The sequence below is a fragment of the Aeromonas sp. A04 genome, from assembly GCF_047780465.1.
GTDB lineage: Bacteria > Pseudomonadota > Gammaproteobacteria > Enterobacterales > Aeromonadaceae > Aeromonas > Aeromonas bestiarum.
The window spans coordinates 1177121-1199468 of sequence record NZ_JBLNHP010000001.1 but is presented as its reverse complement, the minus strand read 5'-3'; the positions used below and the strand labels follow the sequence as shown (position 1 = coordinate 1199468).

Below are 22348 nucleotides of genomic sequence, written 5' to 3'. Positions count from 1 at the left end.
GTAAGGTTCTCCAGTTCTTGTTCTCAGTGGCTCGGGGCGGGGTAGCCGCACCATGCCTTGCGATAGAGTTCGGTTAGTGCTTGGGCATCCGGCGCGCGCGGGTTGGTCGGGGTGCAGTTGTCGCGCAGCGCCTGGCTGACCATCTCCGCCAGACGCTGGTCGAAATCGGCTGCGATGACGCCGGTCTCGCCAATGCCGGCCGGCATCTTCATCTCGTCTTTGAGCGCCTGGATGGCCACCAGCAGGCTGTTGACCCCCTCGCGCGGCGTCTGGGCGGGCAAGTCCAGCAGGTGGGCCAGGCGGGCATACTTGTGGGCGGCATGGGTATCACACAGCCCGTCGTGGTCGGCGTTCCATGCCACGACCTGCGCCATGAGGAGCGCGTTGGCACGGCCGTGCGGGACGCGGAATACGCCGCCGAGGGCATGGGCCAGGCTGTGGGTGATGCCGAGCGAGGCGTTGGTGAAGGCCATGCCCGCCATGCAGGAGGCGTTGTGCATCTTCTCCCGTGCCAGCAGGTCGTGACCGTCGCGCCAGCAGGCGGGCAGGTAGCGAAAGACCTGCTGCACCACCTTTTCTGCCAGTGCGTCGGAAAAGTCGCTGGCTGCCCGGGAGACATAGGCCTCCAGCGCATGGCACAACACGTCCATCCCGGTGTCGGCGGTGATGGCGGGCGGCACCGATGCCACCAGCGAGGGGTCAAGAATGGCGATATCCGGCAGCAATGACGGGTCGACCAGCACCAGCTTCTCGCTGCGGGCTTTCACCACGGAGAAACTGGTCACTTCGGAGCCGGTGCCACTGGTGGTCGGAATGGCCACGAAGCAGGGGCGCTCGCGGCTCACATCCGGTTGTGTTTTCGCCAGGGCGAACATAACCGCTTTGGCTGCGTCAATCACCGAGCCGCCGCCCAGCGCGATCACCAGATCCGGATAGCGGCTGTCCATGAGCTTCATGCCGCGTACTATCGTGGTGATATCCGGGTCTGCCACCACATCGTCCCAGAGCTGGAAGGCGATGCCGCGCTGGCGCAGGATCTGCGTCACCCGGTCGGCCAGGCCAAACTTCACCATCATCTGATCGGTGACCAGCAGCACGTTGCGGGCGGGCAGCTCGGTCAGGACGGACAGCGCGTCCTGACCGAAGCGGATTCGGGGTTTCAGCGAAAATTCACTCATTGGGCTATTCACTCCTCAAGCGTCCCGAAACACGTTCTCGACGATGGCGACCACCGACATGGCCTTGTAGCGGTCTCTGTTGAGCGCGAGATACTCCTCGGCTAGTACTATGTCGTGCATGCCTGCGCCGACGCTGTCGACGGCGACCCAGGAGCGGTCCTTCATCGGTTGTTGCTCATCGTCCAGCTGGGTTATCAGCAGCAGGTTGCTGCCGCGCAGCTCATCGCACTTCTGCGTGGCGACGACATGTCCGGTTACCTTTGCGAGAATCATGGTTTTTATCGCCTTATCTCAATGCGTTACTTGCCAAGGCGCTCAAGCACCTGACGGATGACGCGCTCCACGTTCTGCTCGCTGATCTCGCCGCCGACCTCGACCGTGGCGCCGGCAAAGCGGTCATCGGCCGAGTTGCAGGCCTGTACCGGGGAGGTGAAGCGGGCGTCATCGAGGATGCTGCAGCGCGGATCCGCGGCCTGGGTGACGATGATTGGCTGCGGTGCAATAGGCTGATCGGGGGCGCGCAGTTCCTCGATGGAGCGCACGCCGTAACCCACCTTGCGGATGTTGAGCAGGTTCATCGGGCCGACGTTGTCGGAGCTGGAGCCGCCACCGACGGCACCGCACCCGAGCGTCAGTGCCGGCGTGAGGTTGGTGGTGGCCCCGATGCCGCCGAGGGCGGCTGGGGTGTTGATAAGAATGCGGTTGACCGGTTTTTCGAGGCTGAACTGGCGGACCACGTCCTGATTGCGGGTATGGATCACCAGGGTGTGACCCAGACCTTCGTTGGTCAGCAGCTCGACCACGCGATGGCAGGCGGCACGCCACTCCTCTTCCACGTACAGGCCGAGTACCGGGCACAGCTTTTCACGGGAGTAGGGGTTGTTGTGGGAGACTGTGGTCTGTTCGGCCACCAGCACGCGGGTGCTGGGGGGGACGCTGAAACCGGCCAGTTGGCTGAGGTAGGTCGCCGTTTTGCCCACCACCTTCGGGTTGATGGTGCCGTTCGGGCGCAGCAGCAGGGCGGCCATCTTGGCGGCTTCACCCTCGTTCATGAAGTAGGCGCCCTGGGCCGCCAGCTCGCGATGAACCTCGTCGTAGATGCAGCTTTCGACGATGATCGACTGCTCGGACGCGCAGATCACGCCGTTGTCGAAGGTCTTGCTGGTGATGATGTCCTTCACCGCCTGGTGAATGTCGGCGCTGCGTTCGATAAAGGCCGGGCCGTTGCCCGGACCGCCGCTGATGGTCGGTGTGCCGGAGGCATAGGCCGCGCGCACCATGCCTTCGCCACCGGTTGCCAGGATCAGTGATATGTCCTTGCTGTGCATCAGCTCGGAGGTTGCCTCCAGGGTCAACTGGGTGACGCCGTCCACTATACCCGCAGGGGCACCGGCGGCTTCGGCGGCCTGCTTGACGATTTCTATGGCTTTCCAGCTGCACTGGCGTGCGCCCGGGTGCGGCGAAAAGATGATGGCATTGCCGGCTTTGAGGGCGATCAGCGTTTTGTAGAAGATGGTGGAGGTCGGGTTGGTGGAGGGCACCAGCGCGCAGAGCACGCCAAGCGGCACCCCCACATCCATCACTTTTTTCTCCTGATCGTCATGAATGATACCGACGGTCTTCATCTCTTTGATGGCATCGTAAACGCGCAGCGAAGCAAACCGGTTCTTCAGAACCTTGTCCTGCCAGTTGCCGAAGCCGGTCTCTTCAGCGGCCATTTTGGCCAGCACTTCGGCGTGGCGCGCGGCTTCTTCGGCTACGTTCTTCACGATGGCGTCGATTTTCTGCTGCGAAAAGGTGGCCATGATCACCTGTGCCTGTTTGGCGTTGCGCACCAGTTCTCTCGCGTTCTGGCGGGAGAGCAAATCGGTATCGAGTTCAATCATGAATCTGTCCTTCATCAGACTAAAAAAGTGCGGACGGGGCGTGCCCTATCGGCTCATGCTTTGTGCTGTTCCGCGATCTTTTCGATGTCGTTGTGCGGTCGTGCAATGACACGAAAAGTGATCACTTCGCCAATACGCTTCGCAGCCTCGACACCGGAATCTACCGCTGCTTTCACCGCGCCTACGTCCCCTTTCACCATCGCGGTAACCAGTCCCGAGCCGACGTTTTCATAGCCGATAAGCTCGACGTTGGCGGCTTTGCACATCGCATCTGCCGCTTCAATACAGGCCACCAGACCTTTGGTTTCGATAAGACCAAGTGCTTCTTTCATTGGTTTGCTCCGGTTATTCCATGATTTTGTAATGTGCGACTATCTTGTTGATGTCGTTGTGCGGACGCGCGATAACCAGCGAGGTCACCACTTCACCGATGCGCTGTGCGGACTCCACGCCGGAATCCACCGCGGCTTTCACTGCCCCCACGTCGCCTTTCACCATGGCGGTGACAAGGCCGGAACCAACGTTTTCATAGCCGATCAGTTCGACGTTGGCGGCTTTACACATGGCGTCCGCCGCTTCAATGCAGGCCACCAGGCCTTTGGTTTCAATCAAACCCAATGCATCACCCATTTGAGATCTCCCGGCTTTAAGCCTTGTGTTTAATGACGATTTTGTTGATGTCGTTATGCGGGCGAGCGATGACCAGCGAGGTCACCACTTCACCGATGCGCTGTGCCGATTCCACGCCGGAATCCACCGCGGCTTTCACCGCCCCCACGTCCCCTTTCACCATGACGGTGACCAGGCCGGAGCCGATGTTTTCATAGCTGATCAGCTCTACGTTGGCGGATTTGCACATTGCATCCGCAGCGCCAATGCAGGCCACCAGCCCCTTGGTTTCGATAAGCCCCAATGCATCACCCATGGTGATCTCCTCAGAACAGGTTGTGTTGTGTGATTAAGGAAAACCGTCCGTGGCACGGCGTTGAGCCAGGGTTGCGGCGTTCAATCGCCACTATAGGTACTGGCAGCATTTGTGGAATTTGAATCTGAAAAATAGTGATATTTAGTTTGTTATTCTGAATTTATGATTTTTATAAGCCGTATTTATATATTCATGCTGCGGCCGCGAGGCGGTTTTCGCCTTGTATAAGGCCGAATTCAGGCTCATGAAAATATCGTCGGTCTATGTTAATGGCTTGTTGGGTAATGGAGGCCGAGAGGTAATTTGGCCGGGCGCTAACTGTGGCGGAGATCATGTTTTGCCGGCGACGCTAAATGTAAAAACCGAGCCGGATGTGACGGGAAGGAGGGATGAAGGCGGTGAGGTGACCATTGCGGCGGGTCAGAGGGGGGAGGTTGCATTGGGATCGGGGCGCGGGTCGTGTGCATGCCAGCGCGAGAGCGCATGGGTCGGGCAGGAAAATCTGAAGGAGCTGGTCCTGCTATGCAATGTGTAAGGGCCGTCTGTCGGTATAGGGTGTGCAGCCGGGGGAAGGGATCGGGGGGCAATCACCACTATGCTGCCTGCATGCTAAAGGGCTGGCAGGCCGCATGAGGGCGGAGCCATCAAGGGGGCTTGAGCACGTCAGGTGGTCGGGGCAGGGCGGTATGTGCCGCGTCATCGACGCTTGGGTCGGGGCATCCGCAGTATTGTCGGGACTAGTTCAGCTCGCTGCCGGATTTGAGGGTGCAGATCCAGAGCGGAGAGTTGATGGAGCTCAGCAGTATGGCCTGCTGATTGAGCCGTTGTGCACTCAGAAACAGCCCATCGTGGCTGTCGGACATCTCGCGCATGAAGTAGTCAAAGATCACGTCCGGAGACTGATCGATGGAGGAGGCGCTCGCTTCCCATTTGTTGATGCGGTACTGACGCTCGGTGGCGGAGACCCGGCTGCTGCTGTAGGTAAACGTGACGTAGCGCTGGAGGTAGAGCCAGCTTGCGGCTGAATCGGTATAGCCTTCAACCACCATGGAGCCCTTCCCCTGGCGGCCAAAATTGAAGTGGATGTTGCCGTTGACGTTCTCTTTGTTCATGTCTTCAAAGCGCATGATGCCTTTAGTGGCGCAGCTCATGACACCGTCATTTTCTTTGGGCAACTGACACAGGGCATAGGCTGCCGCAGCGATGAATACCGTGCAGGACAAGAGAAAGAAGGGACGCGGCGCAAGTCTCATCACGGCTTCCAGGAGTAGTAGAAATAGTTGTCGCAGTAGCTGAACGGGTTGTCTTCGTGCATGGCGCAGTGGGCCAGAAATACCCGGCCCAAGCCGTTGGTTTCCAGTCTGTCCCCGTAGAAAAACAGGAAACGTTCGCCGGGTTTGCAACTGATGTTCAAACGCTGGCGCACCTGGTCGAAATGCTCACCGTAGGCCGCGGCGCTGACCGAGCGCAGCATCTCGTCGCTGGCCAGCAATTCGCACTGGTTATTGGGGATCCCGGTCAGTGTGACGGGGCGGGGATCACGGGCATTCAATAGACCGAATGCCACCAGCAGCAGGGCAAAAACGAGCATGCAGCCACCCGCGATATACCAGCATATGCCTCGTGAACGGGGAGTGAGAGGAAGTTGCCACTCGGCAGGGTCGAGTACCGGTTCGGGGGTTGTCACCGTAGATGGCGGTGGCGCTATTTCAATGGGCGGTGCAGGCGCATTATCAATAGGCTCAATGTTGACCTCGGGATTGAGCTGCAAATAACCGCGCGATACCGTGATGATGATATTGTCGATATCGTAGTGGCGAAAGGCCTTGCGCAATATGCTCAGGTATTGGTTGAGATTGCTGTTCGATGACGTTAATCCGTTATCGTCCCAGACTTTTTTAAGCACCTCCTCGCGGCTGATGATCCCGGTATTTCGCAAGAAAAAATAAAACAGCGCATTGGCGGTGATGGACAATTGGCTATCCGGCTCAACACTTTCCCGCTGAGTCAAGGAACCATCGGTCGCGTCATAAATGAAGCGGGCATTGATGTGGTAGCGCATCTCGGCCTCAGCTCATGCACTTCACGTGGGAAGCGTCATATTATACAGGGTCTCCACCAGCGCCTGACGGTGCTCGGCGCTCATGGTGCGCCCTTCGGTCAATTCCGATAGCCAGATGCCGTCCGCGGCATAACGTACCAGTGTGCCGGTATGGCTATTATCCAGTTCATCGCCTTGCGCCAGATGCGTCAGCATCCAGTCACGCCAGCATTTTCGCAGCACCGGCTCATCCGGCATGGCCAGCGAGAGCACCATCAGCTGACGGCTCTCCTGGGTGTCCGTCAATTCAGGGGCGGAAAGATAGTGCAGGTAAGCGCGAGTAAAGCGGCCATAAGAAGTCGTATCCGTTGTCATCAGCGCTGAAATGGCGTCTTCCATGATGGCCAGCAGACGCGCAAACAGGGCAAAGATCAGCGCCTGCTTGTTGGGAAAATGGTGCAGCAAGCCACCCTTGCTCACCCCGGCTTCATAGGCAACTGCGTTCAACGACAGGGCGGCGATACCATCCCGGCCAGCAATGGTGGCTGCCGACTCCAGCAGTTGTCGATAAAGACGTACAGGGTCTTTTTTTCTATGTTGGGTTTCGATGCTCATGGCGCAATCATACCGACCAGACGGTATGATCATTCTTGATCGCCATCAATGTGAGGAAAGGGGGTCGGGAGTAAAAGTTGTTATTGTGTGGTGCTTCACAAATAACCTTTAAATAACGATAAAAGAGTCGGTTTAAATATTTAAATTGGATTCGATTGAGAGCTTTGATTGTCTGTTGATTACGACTTACTTATCTCCTTGTTAACGTATCTCCAATGAAGAATAACTATTTTAAGGAGTCGGGATCGGGATTAAGTTGTCATTTATTTACCTCATTTCAGCAATCATTTTTCTGAGGGTTTATCTCTTCGCTTTAATCACGGCGAGGCGGTTTTTTAGTGGGAAGGTATATATTTATGCCATCTTTGGCTATGGCGGAAATATAAAAAAGAAGTGTGCCTGTTGGCGTCACCTTATTTTTCAAGATTGTCGTCCGCCTCTTGCACCAGCTCAAGGAAGGCGCGTATGGCGGGGGTGATGCTGTGCTGGCGAGTAATAAAGACGGTGCTGCCGGCCTCGAGCGGCTCAAGAGGCTGGCAGACCAGATCCGAGAGCTGGCTGGCGGAGCGGGCGAGGCCAGCGCTGACGATGGCCCAGCCCAGCCGATGGCGCACCGCGCTCACCAGATGGAACAGGGAGTCTGTCTCCAGCACCACCTTGAGCGGGATCCCCGCCCGCTCGGCGGCGAGATCCAGGTATCTGCGAAACTGCATGGAGCGGCTTGGCAGCACCAGGGGTCTGTGTTGCAGACTGGCCAGGGTCATGGGCTCGGAGGAGGGGAGAGGCTCAGCCGCGTCTCGGTTCATCAACACGGCCATCCGGTTGTGACCCTGAGGGTAAACGTGGAAGGCGCGCCTGCCAGGTTCGCCCGGAGGCTCGTCAAACCCCAGGCCTATGTCGCACTGGTGCAGCGCCAACTGCGACAGCAGGGCCTCGTTGCTCAGCACCGACAGGCGAATGACGATATCGGGGTAGCGCTGCTTGCAGCGGGCGATGAGCGGCATTATGTCGACGTTGGACTGCGGCACTATGCCGATGCGCAAGGTGCCCGACAGCTCGCCGTGAAACAGCGCCAGCTCCTGCTTGAGCGCCTCCTGTTCCAGCAGCATCCGCTCGGCATACTGGCGCACCAGCTCGCCCGCCTCGGTGAGGGCGACGAACTGGCTGGTGCGCACCACCAGATCCGTGCCCAGGTTCTTCTCCAGCGCCGTGATGCTGGCTGAAAGGGTCGGCTGGGTGATGTGGCAGGCCTTGGCGGCCTTGGCAAAATGCCGATGCCTAGCCAGTTCGTGAAAATAGTGCAGCTGCTTGATGTTCATGGCGATCTTGCGGGTGAGCGGGTGGTGTTATTGCCAAAATTAATCAATTGAAAATTCATCGTCAATAGAGTGATTCTATCAGGAGATAGATTTAATTCATTGGTTTTGCCGGGGCGGTCTCTCTAAACTTGAATGCAGTTTGCATTTTTAGGCCAACCCTTCATGCCTGCGCCCTGCTTAGTCGACCCCCCTGCCAATCCACCTGTCTTGCCTTCGCTCGATCATCTGGTGGAGGAGGTGGCTGTTTCCATCAACATCAATGGCATCAACCACGCGGTGATGATGGCGACCCCGGACGATCTCGACGATTTTGCCGTCGGATTTCTGTTCTGCGAGTCGATCATCGGGCACAACCACGATGTGCACGATATTCAGGTATCCCCTGCTGAACATGGCTTTGTGCTGGATGTTACCATTGCCAACCGCTGTCTGGCACGGCTGCAGCTGCGTCGGCGCAGGCTGACCGGTGCGACCGGCTGCGGTATCTGCGGTGTGGAGGCGGTCGAGCAGGCATTTCCCGATCTTCGGCCATTGCCGCTGACGCCGCCTCTTGATGTTGCGCTGTTGGCCGAACTGCGGCCGCAAATCGCCCAGTGGCAGCTCAAGGGGCAACACTCCGGCGCCCTGCATGCGGCGCTGGCGCTGGATGAGCAGGGGCAGATCCTCCACTGCCGCGAAGATATAGGGCGTCACAATGCCCTCGACAAGCTGATCGGCCTCTTGCTGCGCCAGAAACGCCCCTGCGACACCCTGGTGGTGACCAGTCGCTGTGGCAGCGAGTTGGTGCAAAAAGCGGCGCTGTTCGGCGCTCGTCACCTCGTCTGCCTGGCGTCACCCAGCCAGCTGGCGGTCAGGTTGGCCCTCAAATACAACCTCAACGTCGTCCATATTCCCAAGTTTGATGCCCCGGTCAGCTACTCCAGCTATCGCCCGGCGGATCCCATCGGAGAGTGCCATGAGCCATATTGAAAAGCCTGCCAAAGCAGGCGGTTTTTCGTCCCTGCAGTCCACCATGAAGCAGGTGTTGCGCAGCCAGAAGACCCGCCAGAACATCAAGAATCTGTTGCGGGTCAACCAGACCGATGGCTTCGACTGCCCGGGCTGCGCCTGGGGCGACAACGATCACGGCGCCTTCCAGTTCTGCGAAAACGGCGCCAAGGCGGTGGCCTGGGAGTCGACCGGCAAGACGGTGGGGGCCGAGTTTTTTGCGGCCCACTCGGTGCGCCAGCTGGCCACCCAGAGCGATTACTGGCTGGAGTATCAGGGGCGGCTGACCGAGCCGCTGCGCTACAATCCGGCGACCGATCACTATGAGCCGATAAGCTGGGACGACGCCTTTAAGCTTATCGCCGATACCCTCAGGGGGCTCGACAGCCCGGACGAGGTGGAGTTCTACACCTCGGGCCGTGCCAGCAACGAGGCCTCCTACCTCTATCAGCTGTTTGGCCGCCTGTTTGGCACCAACAACTTCCCCGACTGCTCCAACATGTGCCACGAGGCGAGCGGGGTGGCGCTGACTCAGTCGGTCGGCATCGGCAAGGGCACAGTGGTGCTGGATGATTTTGACCGTGCCGAGGCCGTGTTCGTCTATGGCCAGAATCCGGGTACCAACCATCCGCGCATGATGAATGCCCTGCGCCAGGCGGCGCGAAATGGCTGCAAGATCGTCAGCTTCAACAACCTCAAAGAGGTGGCCCTCGAGCGCTTTGCCAGTCCGCAAAGTTCGCTCGAGCTGCTGACCCCGGCGGCCACCACCATCAGCCATCAATATCTGACGCCCAAGCTGGGCGGCGACATGGCCGCCATTCGCGGCATGGCCAAGTACATGCTGGAAGAGGCGCCACAGGTGGTGGATCGCGACTTCATCGCCCGCCACACCCGCCATTTTGACGAGTATGAGGCGCAGGTGCGCGCCACCGGCTGGGCCGAGATCGAGCAGCAATCCGGGCTGATCCGAGACGACATAGTGCAGGCGGCCCGGGTATTTGCCGCCAGCCGCAGCGTCATCAGCTGCTGGGCCATGGGGCTGACCCAGCATCTGCACTCGGTCGATACCATTCGCGAAATCGTCAACCTGCACCTGATGCGTGGCCAGATTGGCAAGCCGGGGGCTGGACTCTGTCCGGTACGGGGCCACAGCAACGTGCAGGGCAACCGCACCATGGGGATCAACGAGAAGCCGACCGCCGCCTTTATCGACCGGCTCGAGCGTCACCTGCGGGTGAGCCTGCCGCGGGCTCGTGGTCACAATGTCTATGAGGCGCTCAAGGCGCTGCACGAAGGCAAGAGCAAGGTGCTCATCTGCCTGGGCGGCAATCTGGCCGCAGCGGCCCCTGATACTGATTTCACCTACGGGGCCATGAAGAAGGCGCGGCTCAATGTGCAGATCAGCACCAAGCTCAACCGCAGCCATCTGCAGGTGGGCAAGGCGGCGCTGATCCTGCCCTGCCTCGGCCGCACCGAGCTCGATATCCAGCGCATGGGTAACCAGAAGATCACGGTGGAGGATACCTTCAGCATGGTGCACGCCTCGACCGGTGCGGCCGAGCCGGTGTCGCCGCTCTGCTTGTCAGAGACTGACATAGTGGCGCGGATGGCCCATACCACAGTGGGTAGCGAAATTGTCGACTGGCTTGCCCTGTGTGATGACTATGGGCGTATTCGCGATCTCATCGAGCAGACCATCGCCGGTTTCACCGATTTCAATGCGCGCATCCAGCAGCCGTGCGGCTTTCATCTGGACAACTCCGCGGCGCAACTGACGTGGAATACCGCCAGCGGCAGCGCCGAGTTTCGCGCCAGCACCCTGCCGCACTCTGTGTTGCCGGAGTGTACCCGCCATGCCGAACAGATGAGTGATCAGCCGGTGTTGCTGCTGCAGAGCCTGCGCTCCCACGATCAGTACAACACGACTATCTACGGCATGGACGATCGCTATCGCGGCATCAAGGGCCAGCGCAACGTGGTCTTCATGAACGGGGTGGATGCCCGCCGTCTGGGCTTTGCCGAAGGGGACAGGGTCGATATGGCGGCCATCTGCAGCGACGGGCGCGAGCGGATTGTTACCGGATTCAACGTGGCGATCTACGAGATCCCGCAGGGCAATATCGCGGCCTACTATCCCGAAACCAACCCGCTGGTGCCCATCGACAGCATAGGGGAGGGCTCATTTACCCCCACCTCCAAGTCCATCCCTGTGCTGGTGACGGCCACCCGTCAGCAGGACAATTTGTTGCTGATATAGACAAAGCCCTGGTTTGACATGCCAGCTGCTCGGTCAGGCAATCCTGTTCGCGTTGCTGGCCATAGAGGAAAATGAAAGGGCTCGTACGGCGGGGCATGTCCATACCGACCAGTACTATGCAAGCCTGAGAGTCGTACAAACAACAACGCCGCATAAGATATGCGGCGTTGTTGTTTGCGAGATCTGGTGCCGGTAATAGGAGTCGAACCTACGACCTTCGCATTACGAAGTCAATAAACTCATGTTTAACTCTGTCTTGATAGTTCCAATTATAAAAATATTTCATTTATATTCAGCGCTTTATTGGTGTTTCCTGTTCAATCTTGTCCAACTACATACAACCCTATATGATGCCAAGCGTGGTACCCCATGTGGTACCCCAATACGAGGTTTTAGGATGATTTCTCAAGATCGACAAGTCGCGGCAGCAGAGCTTAAAGAAGGGGCGACCGCAACCCGATTTGCTATCAGCTCTAAACATGGTAGCGGGTTATCACTCGAAGTTCGGGCCGGTAAGCAAAAGCGCTTCGTGTATAGATTTAGGCTACTGGGCAAGCAACAAACCATGGTCCTTGGGCTATACCCTGCGATGGGACTTGCTCAAGCTCGTGAGAGACATTGTATTGCGGTGGGGCAAGTCAAACAGGGCATCGATCCTCGTCAGGTTGTTGTAGAGGCTAGACAAAAGAACGAACAGATGCTCGTGCTTGATGAACTGTTTGAGCAATGGCTTAGCCACAAAGCCAGCGTAAAACGCCGTGATGGGATTCGATCTGAAATTAGCCTTCGGACAGTCACTGATTATCGTCGAATTTACCAAACACACTTGCAAAAGGACCTTGGTAAATATCGCATTTGCGATATCACCATGGCTGTCCTCCACCAACACTACCAGAAACTACAGAAGGTCTCTCTGGAAGGACTTCGCAAAGCAATGGGGATAATGAACCAAGTGATGGACGAGGCTATGCGACGGCAGCTTATCGAGATGAGTCCCACGTTGGCGCTCAAACCCAAAGTTTACAATGCGACCCCCAATCCACCTCGCGAGCGATGGCTACCAATCTCTGAATTACGAGCTTTGTGGCATGCATTGGAAGAGGGGGTCACAGGTGGCGGAGCTTTAGCTGCTGGTGGCCGTGGCATTGCCACTACTTCTGTGCTTTCCGGAAGTGTCGCTAACGCAATTAAAATGGTCATATTGAGTGCAGTTCGTCGAGGTGAAGTGATCTCGATGCAATGGGCACACTTGGATGGTGATCGCTGGACGATCCCTGAAACCAAAAGTGGGCGGCCGCACGTAGTTACATTGTCACCTTTGGCTCAGGAAATCATTACAGAGCAGCGGATGATAACATCGCCAACCAGTCCATATGTGTTTGAGTCGATGACAAAACGTGCCCATGCCATCACTGGTGATGCGCTTATGCGCGCTCTTGACCGGCTACAGAAGCGTAAGCTGGCTGAACTTGAGCCTTTTAGCGTGCACGACCTGCGGCGCAGTGTTGCAAACTGCTGTGGTATTGAACTTGGGGCTGGACCTCTAGAAATTGAGCATATGCTGAACCACCAGATCAGTGACAAGCTCCTACGAACTTATCAGGCTGGCGCTCTGCGTAACCCTGAAAAACTGAGGAGCCTGTTTCTTCGATGGGGGGAGTTTGTTAAACAACAAATATCCCAACATGAAGTGGAAAAATCACAGGATATTGGGGGAAACGTAATCCAAGGGAAATTCGGTAAACGTTGAGTTGTCGACTCAATTTTTCGCCCAAAATTTGTTGATATCGTTCACATACCAAAGAAGGAAGCGGCACGATGGCCGCATCCTTTTTTTACCCATTACGTGCCGCTGAGGCCATTTTGCTAAACCAATGCTCCGACAGCTTCTGAGCCTGCTTTACTTCTGGCTTGGTCATCATAGCCTCCAGCTCGTCACGAGCTTGTACTGCTTCGGTCATCCCTTCTGTCGCCGCCAGTGAGAGCCAGGCGTAAGCATGTACTCGGTTGCGAGGGGCGCCGAGGCCTTCTTCACGTAGTGTCCCCATTCGGTATTGGGCCATGCGGTCACCTTGCTGAGCAGCCAAGCGATATTGCTTAAGGGCCAGCGCGTAATCCTCTTTACCCCCTTGCCCCAGACGCAGCATTTCACCGTAGGTGTACTGCGCGGCAATGTGTCCTTGTTGGGCAGCCTTGGCATAACTGGCTCTGGCATGCTCCAGTGCCCCTTGCTTATGCTGTAGCTCCGCCAGCTCAAACCACGCCTTGGTTACACCGCCATCAGCAGCCAGCGTTAACCAGTGGAGCTGCTGCTCCTGGGCTACCTGTTGCAAGCTCAGTTGGTACTCGGCTTCGTGGGAGCCGTGACCAGCAGCCAAATCCAACCAGTAACGACCCAAGGCAAGGTCTGTGGGGACCTTTTCTCCCGCCAGAGAAGCCATGCCGAGCCAGAGTTCAGCCTCGGCAGAACCAGCATTAGCTGCTCGTTGATAGGCAGCAAAAGCATCAGCAGGTGCTGCCTGTTTAGCTTGCCGTAGCAAGGCATCTGGTTGCTCCTGAGCCGCAGCCTTGTCATTCCAACGTTGAGCCAGGTCTTGCCGTTTGGCTACCCCTCGCCCTTGCTCATAACGTTCGCCCAGCAGGTACTGGGCATCGCGGTTACCAAGCTCCGCAGCCTTCTCGAGCCACTTGATGGCATCTGCATCTGCGCCCGGTTGTTTGCCGTACCACTTGGCCAGGATCAACTGAGCTTCGGCATGATCCCGCTTGGTAGCCTGCTCGAACCAGTCGAGACATTCGCTCGCCAGTTTGCCCTGATGCTGCTCCTGGCACATCAGCCCCAACCGATAACTGGCATTCGTGTTGCCAAGGCGAGCCGAGCCGAGCGTTGCCACCACTGTGTGGCAAGCTCCGGATTTTTGGGCTCCCCGAGCCCTGCCTGGTACCAGGCTCCTACTTGCCAAGCAGCGTTAGCCCGGATCTTCTGATCGGCGGCCAAGGGCCCTGACTGCTCAGCAGCCTGTTGCATCCAGTGCATGGCGTTGGGGTAATCGGGTTGGTTGGCCAGTCGCTTGGCTAGCTCATATTGGGCGCGGCCATCCCCCTGCTGTGCGGCTTGGGATAACTTGGCGTCAGTGAGAGGCGCAGTGGAAGAACAGGCTGCAAGCATGCTGGCTGCAAGTGCCAGCCATAAGACTCGATGTGTCATGGGAAAATTCTTCGCAGAGTGAAAAGTGACGGATGAGGTACTGCTGTATTGCGGGCTAATCCGTTATGCTACGCAGCCACCTGATGGACACAAAGCTGATGCGGCGCCTTCCCTGGCCATTAGCCTTGCCTGTCAGGTGGTTTGCTGGAGGTGATTCTGATAGCTCTTCTGCCACTTGGAATGCTCGGCTTTATCGTCTCTGGCCTGCCAGAATGCACAGATACTCTCTGCCAATTCTGCGGCCATGGCATGATCGTTATCACGACGGCAAATCAGATACTGGGCCAGCCAGTTTTGATACTGCTTCACGCTGCGGCCTCCTCATCAGCTTCCACCGTCTCAATGCCACGGGGAACGAAGAAGTTGTTGCTGCGGAGCATCGTGTTGGCCTGAGCGTGGAGCGTAGCGTGCTTGAGCTCCTTCGAGCTGAAGTCATGCATGAAATAGTTGAAGAACGCGTCAACAACACGTGGAACTCGTAGCGATTCATTAAAGTTCAACACTATTTTGGCTGCTTGCACCGTCTTGCTCCAAGCCGGTTGATGCGCCACTATGGCATCTGCGTCCCTGCCAACCTGCTCAAGCCAGCCCCAACGTGCCTTGAGTTCATCGCGTTCACTACCACGAGCAACCTCGAGACGAGCCCCGTAGTCGAACAGCTTTTCTCCCAGCCAGATGCAGTAACAGTTCATATGCCGCTCGAACCCAGCCGGGGTCGGGTCGACCCGACCGGCCCACTTCTGGTAATAGTCGCTGAAATCCTGCACTGAGCGCCCAGCCAAATTGTCCAGCATGACGAAGTATTGAGCTACACGGGGGTTCTTTGCATCAAGAGTTCGGAAGTTGGGGAACGGCACCTGAGCCCGACGAGCTGTATCAAACATCTTTCTAAGCGGCACCCGGCAAAGCTCGGCACTGGGCCGCTGTTCGTTGGGCAGCAAGCCCCCAGTAACATCTTCGCTGATGCCAGAACAGAGTTCCTCCCGCCAACCAGATTTGAGCGGCCCAAGGGGCAGCAGTGGGCGATAGTCTCGCCGCTCGTGGGCAGCCACCAGATGCAGGGCTCGCTTGACGGCTGAATGGAGGGGCTTGTTATAGTCGATCACCTTGGCACCCGCCACCACGCCTAACGGCACACCAGCCGGGTTCTTGGTCAACAGACTTGCCCAGTCAGACACCTCAGCGACGGTATCCCCCATATCGAGCAGGCTACGCCGTGAACTGTCGAAGAAGCCCGCGAAGATCACCTCGACCTTGCTCTCCTCGTAACGGTACTCGTTGCCCACCTTGGTACAGACCGACTCCAGCAGCTCCTCGATAAAGCGCCGGGCCAGCGCCGCCCCCAGATCGGCCCCGAAGACAGACACCTGGATCAACTTGATGGGAAGCTGGTTCTCTTTCTTGCTGAGCGCAATGTTTTCTTTGAACCGGTTCTTGGCAAAATCGACCCTTGCATCCACCCCGGTCATAAACAAGTCGGCAACCCACGGGAGATCCCGGATGGGGGCAATGGCCTCGACCAGTGCTCGTTTGGCCGCATTTTTGGCTGTTGAGACGGATGCTTCGAAACTGCTCTTCAGGGTCAGCATATCGCCGAGCTTATTTGTCAGAACCTTGCTCCAATCCCCCTTGACAGCCTCGACCACCGTTTCTTTGGCCTGACCTTTCAGATCGTCAAGGTAATCGCCAGCCAACGCCTGCTGCCTTGCATCCAGAATGCTGTCTAGCCGCTCAGAGGTCGTATCGTTGAGCTCTGTGCCCAAGCCGGGAATGTAAACCTTGGCGTATGAATAGGACGAGATGAGTGGAGCCTTGATTTTATCCGGATGGGCTCGAAACAGACGTCCCACATTGGTCAGCCGCTGGATCTCTTCATCTGTGTAGATATTTCGCTTGGTTCCATCGAAGAAGAAACCTATTTGCAACGCCAGCGAGCAGGTGCCAATCCCTGCCTGATGAAGGCTCTCTTCTCGATCTACTCGGCACTTCAGATCATCCCTATCCACCATCACTATTTCCTCGTCCGATAGGTATCAATCACATCATTCATCACTGGTTCTGCCCATCCCCCCCATCGCACCATCACTTTGTTGTCGGGCAAAAATAGGACATGAAAGTTATCCTGCCCTTTTTCCCGCTTGGGCATGGGCAGAACAACGTTATGCACTTCTGGTCTATAACCAAGCTCGTCATACTGCTTACGGGTCATCGCCAATTCCCATTTGATCTCGACCGTATCGCCCTCAATCCGGTAGGGGCCCGCACTGCCGCCCCCGCCAGCACTGAATCCGTCAAACGCATCTGTGTTGCTCCCCATCTTGCCATTGACGTAGACGTAAGTGATGGGCCGGTCGATCACCGAATGGACCACGATAGCGGCCCCGCCATGTCGCTCCTGCAACAGAAATGTCCATCCCAGCCAGAGCACCAGCACAATGGCACTCAGCCAGCGTCCCCAGCGGGGCATCAAGTCCCACGCAGCCGTGGCCATCGTGGAGATAAATCGTGTCAGATTTCTTTCTACTGTCATGCTTGTCTCTTTTGTTATTCCTGGGCCGAATGCTCAACCAGCGAGCAGGTCCCCGCCTGATGAAGGCTCTCTTCTCGATCAATACGGCACTTCAGATCATCCCTATCCACCATCACTATTTCCTCATCCGATAGGTATCAACAATGCTATTCAGCTCAACAGGGCAGCTATGGGCCCAACGAATCATCGGGGTATTGTCAGGCAGCATCAATACACAGAAATCATCCTGCCCCTTCTCCCGCTTGGGCATGGGCAGAATGACAGAGTGTTTTTCTGGCCGCAGCCCTTCCTTGTCCAATAGGTCCCGCGTGGTGCTCAGCAACCAGTCGATTTTTACCGTATCACCATCGATCTTATAGGGACCCGCACTGCCGCCACCGCCAGCACCGAATCCATCAAAAGCAAGCGTGTTGCTCCCCATCTTGCCATTGACGTAGACGTAACTGATGGGGCGGTCAATCACCGACATGACCACAATAGCTGCCCCGCCATGTCGCTCCTGCAACAGAAACGTCCATCCCAGCCAGAGCAGTAGCACAATGGCACTCAGCCAGCGTCCCCACCGGGGCATCAGGTCCCAGGCCGCATTTATCATGGAAAGCCCCCATGAACTAGCCATGATGCGCTCTTGCCCTATACCAGTTGACCACCTCGCCGACTCGCCGCAATTCATTATTTTTCAACATGGCGAACACGCACAAAAAGGCGGCAGCACGCAACAAGTTGCACAGGGCGATAAATATAAACTCGGCAAGATAGATCAACTTCATCTTGGGATCATGAAGGTTCACCCAGCTATCGACACACTCCTGATATTTGAAGTCCAAGGAACCGACCTGCTCCTGATCCTGAATATCGGCACAGACCTCTTGGTTCTCTGCCTGTTTTCTTGCCTGCTGCAATCCATAGCCAGAAAGGGCGGAGCTAATATAGGTACTCTCTAGCAGTAGAAATAGTGCAGCCAGAGCGATCACAACGTATGCACTGCGCCCCCTTGCCATCAGCCATAAACTGAGGATGAAGAGGGTGGCATAGAGCCAGCCCTCCCACGACCAGTTGTCTGGCCTCAAAACCCATAAAATCTCATTGAACATGGGGCCTCCTTTTTAGCAGGACCAGCGACCCCATGATGATCACCATAAGGGTCACCCATTGGTAAATACTTTGACTCAGGGTAAAGAGAGCCCAGAAGGAAGGGATATATTTGGCTGAAAACAGAGCGTATATGCTGGGAAAGGCCATCAATAGCTGTAGACAGGATAACAGCCACAATCTGCGACTTCGCCTGGCGCAAAATGAAAAACACAAGGCCAAAGTCAGCGAAACAAATACATATAAATCACTATAAAGGGACATAAATCTCTCTTTTCCTCTGACTAACCGCAGCTCTGTTCAATCTCTTCATTGAGGGCTTTATTACCCCCCTCCAGCCATATCAGGGCCCAAAGTAGCCGGTCTGCCGCCGAGGCACCGCGCTTATCTGCCTTGCCCAGGGCCTTGAGCGCCTGAGTGGTACGCAGGCAGGCTGGGAATTGCGAAAAGGTGTGCCCTTCCCGCCACTGATTTAACAATCTGGGCAGATCCTTATCTCCCATCAGTGCAGCAAACAGGGGCTCGCTAAGCTGGATAGGCAACAGAGGCGCGACAATAGCTTCAATCTGATGCTCGGCCCAATTATCCTCACACTGCCATGTCCACCAACACTCTATTCCACCAAAGAGAGCGCCATACCAGGGCGCCTGACGCTCGGCCAGCATCAAAGGCAGCGCCTGCACTGTATAGAAACGCAGTAGTTGGCTATGCAGCCCCTTGGGCTCAACCACCATGCAACCCATTGCCAGTTGCTGCTGGAGTACATCCAGTGAACGCTGGCTGTGGATCAATCCCTGTACCAGTCCTTGCGCAACCATCTTCTCAAGCAAAGGGGCGGATGCTTGTTGGCAGTGCCAAAGCCACGGGCCCAGATTAATCAGTTCAAATACATCCGGGTGGATCAAGAGCGGGCGCAAGGCTCCGCCCTCGTTGGCTAGCAACGTCTCTCGTAATTCACCTTTCAACTCTGCGCCTTCGAACAACACGTAGCAGGCATCATCAGACCACAATTTGTCAGGTAGCATTATTATTCCCCCTGTACGACAGCATCACCCTGCCTCATTGCCCGCAGCATGCAAGGGATGCAGACAGGTTTCTCCATAGGCGGAAGCGTCTTTAACAAGGCTTCTGCACTCGTCTGTGTTGGTGTCATTGGTGCGACAATGACGTGTTCGGGAGAAGGCTCGGTCGCGACAGCTTTCGGCAATGAGGGGGCCTGACCACCCCAGCCAGAACCATTACCAGGACTACCACCGGAGTTCATTTTGATGGTAGGGCCGACCAGGGTGACGCCACTGGGGTCAACCTTCACAAAGCTGCCACCGACCTTAAGCGTCAGCTCGGAGCCCGCTTCCAGCACTATCTTGTTGCCTGCTTTGAAATGCACTTCTTGTCCAGCTTCCACCAATAGTGCCTGTGCAATCTTCTGATGAAGGGATGCATCAACGGTCAGCGAGTACTCGCCCTTGATCTGGTCGCGCTTCTCGCCCTCTACCGTCAGGTGGTCATTGGCCTTGATGCGGGTCACCCGCTCGTTGTCGATGTCTCTGTGTTCGTCATGCTTGATGTGCCAAGCCGCATCATTTTCGATGAGTACGTTCAGGTCTTTCTGACCATGGATGTAAATCTCTTCCTGCCCTGCCTGGTCTTCAAAACGCAGCTCGTTGAAACCCTCGCCCTGGTGGGTTTCGGTACGCAGCACGGTGCGGGTTTTGTTGGCAGGCAAGTCGTAAGGTGGCCGGTTGGTGGCGTGGAAGGTGCGCCCGGTGACGATGGGCTGGTCGGGGTCCCCTTCCAAAAAGCTCACGATGACGTCATGGCCGATTCGCGGGATGGCCATCATGCCGTATTGACCGCCCGCCCAGCCCTGGCTCACCCGCACCCAGCAGGAGCTCTGGTCGTTGCTCGAGCCATAGCGGTCCCACGGGAATTGCAGCTTGACCCGGCCATGTTCGTCGCAGTAAATCTCTTCGCCCTCGGGGCCTACCACAGTCGCAATCTGTGGTCCGTCGACCATGGGCTTGTGGGGCGCCTGTGGGCTGCCGATACGGGCGCGCCAAGTGGTGCTGGCTTTGACCACCCCAAACTCGTTGTGGTAGACGGTCGGGCCGCTGCCTCCTTCCTCTTCCAGCGCCTGCGGTTGTTCGCCTGTGTGACTGATATGAACGATTTGCCAGTCGGTGTTGAGGCTGCCGTTCGGATGCTCGGTCAGGGAGAAGCTTTGTCCCGGCAGCAGGGCTGCGCTGTTGGACTTGCCACTGCCCGCCACTGCGTCATTGCGCAGCGCATCCAGCCGGTGCTGGGTGAATGCCTTACCGCTCGGGTCTTGCTTGAAGCGGCCCGGATAGTCGAAGTGCTGGTAGGTGTCGCGCTGGTGCTCGAGTCCACTCCCCATCTTCTTTTGGGAGAGACTGTAGGCTGGGGTCTTGAAGCTGTAGTCCTTGAGCTCTACCTCTGCGGGACGAACCGATTCGCGGTAGTGGAATTGGCGGACATAGGGGCCTTGTTCCAGCGAGCGGTTGCCGAGGTTGAAGAACAGCTCTGGACCAGCGGTCAGCGCAGCTGCATCGTCGGCAAACACGATACGATGCTTGCCTTGCTCGAATTCATGGAAATAGAACAAGCCCTCTTCGGCAGCGAGGCGGTTAACGAAATCGAGGTCGGTCTCGCGGTATTGAACGCAGTATTCACGCTGGGCATGCTCGTTTTTCAGGGCAAAGGCGTAATCGGTGATGCCGTGTTCTTGCAGCAGGATGCTGAGGATTTCATCAGGCTTTTGCGCCTGGAAGATGCGGGAGTTTTGGCGCAATCCCAATCGCCACAAGGCCGGTTTCACCTCCAGGGTGTAACGGGTGCGGCGAAAACCACTGTCCCCTTGGGCAAACTCGCTCACTACGCCGCATACCCGGCGTTGCAGCTCGCCGTTGTACCACACCAGCAGCTCGCAGGGCTGGTCCAGCACAGCACCAAAGTCGATGTCCGGTTGATGGCTGGCGACGTCCAGCTTGAGGCTAAACGGGCTGTTCAAACCCTCTTCAAGTTTGAAGCTTGCCACCGCAAAGGCACTGTCAGCCAGTGCGCCAACCTTGACGGTAAATTGTAATCCTGTGCTCTGTGCCATGACTCTGTTCCTTATACTGCCTGCCCACTACCCGAACCAATCACCACACCACCACAATCAACCGCTGTACCGGTGACGGCGATGGGCTTGCCGTTCACCAATACCGACCCCACACCACCGGCAATGCTGCGCGGATGAATCGGGTTGTTGGGCTTGTCGTGCGGCGCTAGCGGGTCCCCCTGACGGGCCACTGGCTTGCCATCAAGAAAGACATCAGGGCTGGCGGCTATCACCGGGGTCGGTGGAAAGCCGTCGTGGTCGGTGCCAATGTCACCGAGCAATGCAATGGAGGGACACATAACGTAAAACCTCTTGTGTGCTTTGCCATCCCCCCGCACTTGCTACCACGGCAATCCCCATTACAACAGCGGCCAGACAGGGGGATGGCAAAACATAAAAGCTCCGGCAGCCAAAGACTGACCGGAGAAACACGGGATAAAGGCCGGAGCACACCGGCCACAAGATACAAAACGTAATACAAGGAATAGCGAAATCAGAAAGTAAGGCTTATGCCTCGCTAGGGGCGCGCCAGTCGTCAGAACCTGAGGTGCCGGCAACGGTGTGCTCCCAGTCAATCTTGCGGTACGCAAGAGAGACCTGGATAAGCTGGGTGAAGTCAGACTTAGCAGGGTCTTGGCAATGCGGCATCTTGCAGTCAATGTCGACGATGGTGGCATCGGTCAGCACGGTAGAGAAGAAGTGCTCTTGCTTACCTTCCACGGAAGTGCGGAACCACTTCAGGGTCACTTTCGGCAACATCTCGCCGGAGGCCAGGGCGTTGTACATCAGCGGCACGGCCTTGTTCAGCGCAACGGTGAATTTGAACGGCTTGTGGACACGCTGACCTGCAGGCTGACCGGATTGCGGGTCAGTCGGCACGGTGACAACGTGTTGGAATTCTTGTACCAGCATCTCGTCTTCGTGGCCCTGCACGAAGATGTTGCCGACGGAATCGGAGGTGAAGGCGGCGGCAGTGATGTTGCCCTGGGTTTTACCTTCAATGCTGATATAACATGGAGTTGGCATGTGTATGCTCCTAAATGGATGGGTGAAATGAGCTAGCACTCGACCAACCTTTAGCAGCGACCATGCCACTTCACTTAGTTGTTAATTATCAACAACTTATAAACACCCGCCACGACACAATTCCAATCGGCAGCAAGATGTTGCGCCAAGCAGAGCATCAAGC

The 22348-nt window shown here is 56.9% G+C and carries 22 protein-coding genes and 1 pseudogene; 3 read left to right on the top strand and 20 right to left on the bottom strand.

Features of this window, described 5'->3' with window-relative positions; translation table 11 throughout:
- Positions 1–23: 23 nt before the first annotated feature.
- The 10 genes from ACM3N8_RS05400 to ACM3N8_RS05355 all read right to left on the bottom strand — a co-directional run bounded on the left by ACM3N8_RS05400 (position 24) and on the right by ACM3N8_RS05355 (position 7964).
- On the bottom strand, positions 24–1178 hold the full coding sequence (locus ACM3N8_RS05400; protein WP_416015603.1) for a 1-propanol dehydrogenase PduQ: 1155 nt from the start codon (positions 1176–1178) through the stop codon (positions 24–26).
- Positions 1179–1193: 15 nt separating this feature from the next.
- Positions 1194–1451, bottom strand: a complete 258-nt coding sequence (locus ACM3N8_RS05395; RefSeq protein ID WP_098984664.1) for a EutN/CcmL family microcompartment protein — start codon at positions 1449–1451, stop codon at positions 1194–1196.
- A gap of 26 nt (positions 1452–1477) precedes the next feature.
- Positions 1478–3064 carry an acetaldehyde dehydrogenase (acetylating) gene (locus ACM3N8_RS05390; RefSeq protein ID WP_274452368.1) on the bottom strand — a complete coding sequence of 529 codons (1587 nt, stop codon included), beginning with the start codon at positions 3062–3064 and terminating at the stop codon, positions 1478–1480.
- 53 nt (positions 3065–3117) lie between these two features.
- The gene (locus ACM3N8_RS05385) at positions 3118–3396 is read right to left on the bottom strand and encodes a BMC domain-containing protein (protein ID WP_098984662.1); all 279 of its coding nucleotides are present in this window, start codon (positions 3394–3396) and stop codon (positions 3118–3120) included.
- Between the two features lie 13 nt (positions 3397–3409).
- Entirely contained in the window at positions 3410–3694 is a 285-nt protein-coding gene (locus tag ACM3N8_RS05380) for a BMC domain-containing protein (protein WP_098984661.1), read from the bottom strand.
- A 16-nt stretch (positions 3695–3710) separates the two neighbouring features.
- Positions 3711–3989, bottom strand: a complete 279-nt coding sequence (locus ACM3N8_RS05375) for a BMC domain-containing protein (RefSeq protein WP_098984660.1) — start codon at positions 3987–3989, stop codon at positions 3711–3713.
- 737 nt (positions 3990–4726) lie between these two features.
- Complete coding sequence (locus tag ACM3N8_RS05370; protein ID WP_172955391.1) at positions 4727–5242, bottom strand: FidL-like protein; 516 nt, start codon at positions 5240–5242, stop codon at positions 4727–4729.
- On the bottom strand, positions 5242–6051 hold the full coding sequence (locus ACM3N8_RS05365) for a winged helix-turn-helix domain-containing protein (RefSeq protein WP_290017231.1): 810 nt from the start codon (positions 6049–6051) through the stop codon (positions 5242–5244). The genes ACM3N8_RS05370 and ACM3N8_RS05365 overlap by 1 nt, the downstream gene beginning before the upstream one ends.
- A gap of 21 nt (positions 6052–6072) precedes the next feature.
- Positions 6073–6645 (bottom strand): TetR/AcrR family transcriptional regulator, encoded by a 573-nt coding sequence (locus ACM3N8_RS05360; RefSeq protein ID WP_290017230.1) that lies wholly within the window; start codon positions 6643–6645, stop codon positions 6073–6075.
- 413 nt (positions 6646–7058) lie between these two features.
- Positions 7059–7964 (bottom strand): LysR family transcriptional regulator, encoded by a 906-nt coding sequence (locus ACM3N8_RS05355; protein ID WP_290017229.1) that lies wholly within the window; start codon positions 7962–7964, stop codon positions 7059–7061.
- 162 nt (positions 7965–8126) lie between these two features.
- Between ACM3N8_RS05355 and fdhD the strand changes: the two genes are divergently transcribed.
- The 3 genes from fdhD (at position 8127) to ACM3N8_RS05340 (ending at position 12958) form a co-directional block, all read left to right on the top strand.
- Positions 8127–8933 (top strand): formate dehydrogenase accessory sulfurtransferase FdhD, encoded by an 807-nt coding sequence (gene fdhD, locus ACM3N8_RS05350; protein WP_290017228.1) that lies wholly within the window; start codon positions 8127–8129, stop codon positions 8931–8933.
- The gene (locus tag ACM3N8_RS05345) at positions 8920–11208 is read left to right on the top strand and encodes an FdhF/YdeP family oxidoreductase (RefSeq protein ID WP_290017227.1); all 2289 of its coding nucleotides are present in this window, start codon (positions 8920–8922) and stop codon (positions 11206–11208) included. The genes fdhD and ACM3N8_RS05345 overlap by 14 nt, the downstream gene beginning before the upstream one ends.
- 397 nt (positions 11209–11605) lie before the next feature.
- Complete coding sequence (locus ACM3N8_RS05340; RefSeq protein WP_416015598.1) at positions 11606–12958, top strand: tyrosine-type recombinase/integrase; 1353 nt, start codon at positions 11606–11608, stop codon at positions 12956–12958.
- 85 nt (positions 12959–13043) lie between these two features.
- Here the strand turns inward: ACM3N8_RS05340 and ACM3N8_RS05335 are convergent.
- The 10 genes and pseudogenes from ACM3N8_RS05335 to hcp1 form a co-directional block, all read right to left on the bottom strand.
- Positions 13044–14416, bottom strand: a pseudogene (locus tag ACM3N8_RS05335) (tetratricopeptide repeat protein).
- Between the two features lie 132 nt (positions 14417–14548).
- Positions 14549–14725, bottom strand: coding sequence for a hypothetical protein (locus tag ACM3N8_RS05330; protein WP_416015597.1), 177 nt, complete (start codon positions 14723–14725; stop codon positions 14549–14551).
- Positions 14722–16425: a hypothetical protein gene (locus ACM3N8_RS05325; RefSeq protein ID WP_416015595.1), complete on the bottom strand. Its 1704-nt coding sequence runs from the start codon at positions 16423–16425 to the stop codon at positions 14722–14724. Before ACM3N8_RS05325 ends, ACM3N8_RS05330 begins: the two co-directional genes overlap by 4 nt.
- 2 nt (positions 16426–16427) lie before the next feature.
- Positions 16428–16946 (bottom strand): hypothetical protein, encoded by a 519-nt coding sequence (locus ACM3N8_RS05320; protein WP_416015594.1) that lies wholly within the window; start codon positions 16944–16946, stop codon positions 16428–16430.
- Positions 16947–17061: 115 nt separating this feature from the next.
- Positions 17062–17565, bottom strand: a complete 504-nt coding sequence (locus ACM3N8_RS05315) for a hypothetical protein (RefSeq protein WP_416015592.1) — start codon at positions 17563–17565, stop codon at positions 17062–17064.
- Positions 17558–18040, bottom strand: coding sequence for a hypothetical protein (locus ACM3N8_RS05310; RefSeq protein WP_416015591.1), 483 nt, complete (start codon positions 18038–18040; stop codon positions 17558–17560). Before ACM3N8_RS05310 ends, ACM3N8_RS05315 begins: the two co-directional genes overlap by 8 nt.
- 282 nt (positions 18041–18322) lie before the next feature.
- A complete protein-coding gene (locus ACM3N8_RS05305; RefSeq protein ID WP_416015590.1) occupies positions 18323–19063 on the bottom strand; it encodes a DUF4123 domain-containing protein in 741 nt (246 codons plus the stop codon).
- Between the two features lie 2 nt (positions 19064–19065).
- Positions 19066–21159, bottom strand: a complete 2094-nt coding sequence (locus tag ACM3N8_RS05300) for a type VI secretion system tip protein VgrG (RefSeq protein WP_416015588.1) — start codon at positions 21157–21159, stop codon at positions 19066–19068.
- An 11-nt stretch (positions 21160–21170) separates the two neighbouring features.
- On the bottom strand, positions 21171–21458 hold the full coding sequence (locus tag ACM3N8_RS05295; protein WP_416015586.1) for a type VI secretion system PAAR protein: 288 nt from the start codon (positions 21456–21458) through the stop codon (positions 21171–21173).
- Between the two features lie 208 nt (positions 21459–21666).
- The gene (gene hcp1 / locus ACM3N8_RS05290) at positions 21667–22185 is read right to left on the bottom strand and encodes a type VI secretion system effector Hcp1 (protein ID WP_104014546.1); all 519 of its coding nucleotides are present in this window, start codon (positions 22183–22185) and stop codon (positions 21667–21669) included.
- Positions 22186–22348 lie beyond the last annotated feature (163 nt).

Excerpts from the sequence above, each read along its gene's own strand:
- ACM3N8_RS05400 (WP_416015603.1), bottom strand. The coding sequence starts at position 1,178 with ATGAGTGAATTTTCGCTGAAACCCCGAATCCGCTTCGGTCAGGACGCG.
- ACM3N8_RS05395 (WP_098984664.1), bottom strand. The coding sequence starts at position 1,451 with ATGATTCTCGCAAAGGTAACCGGACATGTCGTCGCCACGCAGAAGTGC.
- ACM3N8_RS05390 (WP_274452368.1), bottom strand. The coding sequence starts at position 3,064 with ATGATTGAACTCGATACCGATTTGCTCTCCCGCCAGAACGCGAGAGAA.
- ACM3N8_RS05385 (WP_098984662.1), bottom strand. The coding sequence starts at position 3,396 with ATGAAAGAAGCACTTGGTCTTATCGAAACCAAAGGTCTGGTGGCCTGT.
- ACM3N8_RS05380 (WP_098984661.1), bottom strand. The coding sequence starts at position 3,694 with ATGGGTGATGCATTGGGTTTGATTGAAACCAAAGGCCTGGTGGCCTGC.
- ACM3N8_RS05375 (WP_098984660.1), bottom strand. The coding sequence starts at position 3,989 with ATGGGTGATGCATTGGGGCTTATCGAAACCAAGGGGCTGGTGGCCTGC.
- ACM3N8_RS05370 (WP_172955391.1), bottom strand. The coding sequence starts at position 5,242 with ATGAGACTTGCGCCGCGTCCCTTCTTTCTCTTGTCCTGCACGGTATTC.
- ACM3N8_RS05365 (WP_290017231.1), bottom strand. The coding sequence starts at position 6,051 with ATGCGCTACCACATCAATGCCCGCTTCATTTATGACGCGACCGATGGT.
- ACM3N8_RS05360 (WP_290017230.1), bottom strand. The coding sequence starts at position 6,645 with ATGAGCATCGAAACCCAACATAGAAAAAAAGACCCTGTACGTCTTTAT.
- ACM3N8_RS05355 (WP_290017229.1), bottom strand. The coding sequence starts at position 7,964 with ATGAACATCAAGCAGCTGCACTATTTTCACGAACTGGCTAGGCATCGG.
- fdhD (WP_290017228.1), top strand. The coding sequence starts at position 8,127 with ATGCCTGCGCCCTGCTTAGTCGACCCCCCTGCCAATCCACCTGTCTTG.
- ACM3N8_RS05345 (WP_290017227.1), top strand. The coding sequence starts at position 8,920 with ATGAGCCATATTGAAAAGCCTGCCAAAGCAGGCGGTTTTTCGTCCCTG.
- ACM3N8_RS05340 (WP_416015598.1), top strand. The coding sequence starts at position 11,606 with ATGATTTCTCAAGATCGACAAGTCGCGGCAGCAGAGCTTAAAGAAGGG.
- ACM3N8_RS05325 (WP_416015595.1), bottom strand. The coding sequence starts at position 16,425 with ATGGTGGATAGGGATGATCTGAAGTGCCGAGTAGATCGAGAAGAGAGC.
- ACM3N8_RS05320 (WP_416015594.1), bottom strand. The coding sequence starts at position 16,946 with ATGACAGTAGAAAGAAATCTGACACGATTTATCTCCACGATGGCCACG.
- ACM3N8_RS05315 (WP_416015592.1), bottom strand. The coding sequence starts at position 17,565 with ATGGCTAGTTCATGGGGGCTTTCCATGATAAATGCGGCCTGGGACCTG.
- ACM3N8_RS05310 (WP_416015591.1), bottom strand. The coding sequence starts at position 18,040 with ATGTTCAATGAGATTTTATGGGTTTTGAGGCCAGACAACTGGTCGTGG.
- ACM3N8_RS05305 (WP_416015590.1), bottom strand. The coding sequence starts at position 19,063 with ATGCTACCTGACAAATTGTGGTCTGATGATGCCTGCTACGTGTTGTTC.
- ACM3N8_RS05300 (WP_416015588.1), bottom strand. The coding sequence starts at position 21,159 with ATGGCACAGAGCACAGGATTACAATTTACCGTCAAGGTTGGCGCACTG.
- ACM3N8_RS05295 (WP_416015586.1), bottom strand. The coding sequence starts at position 21,458 with ATGTGTCCCTCCATTGCATTGCTCGGTGACATTGGCACCGACCACGAC.
- hcp1 (WP_104014546.1), bottom strand. The coding sequence starts at position 22,185 with ATGCCAACTCCATGTTATATCAGCATTGAAGGTAAAACCCAGGGCAAC.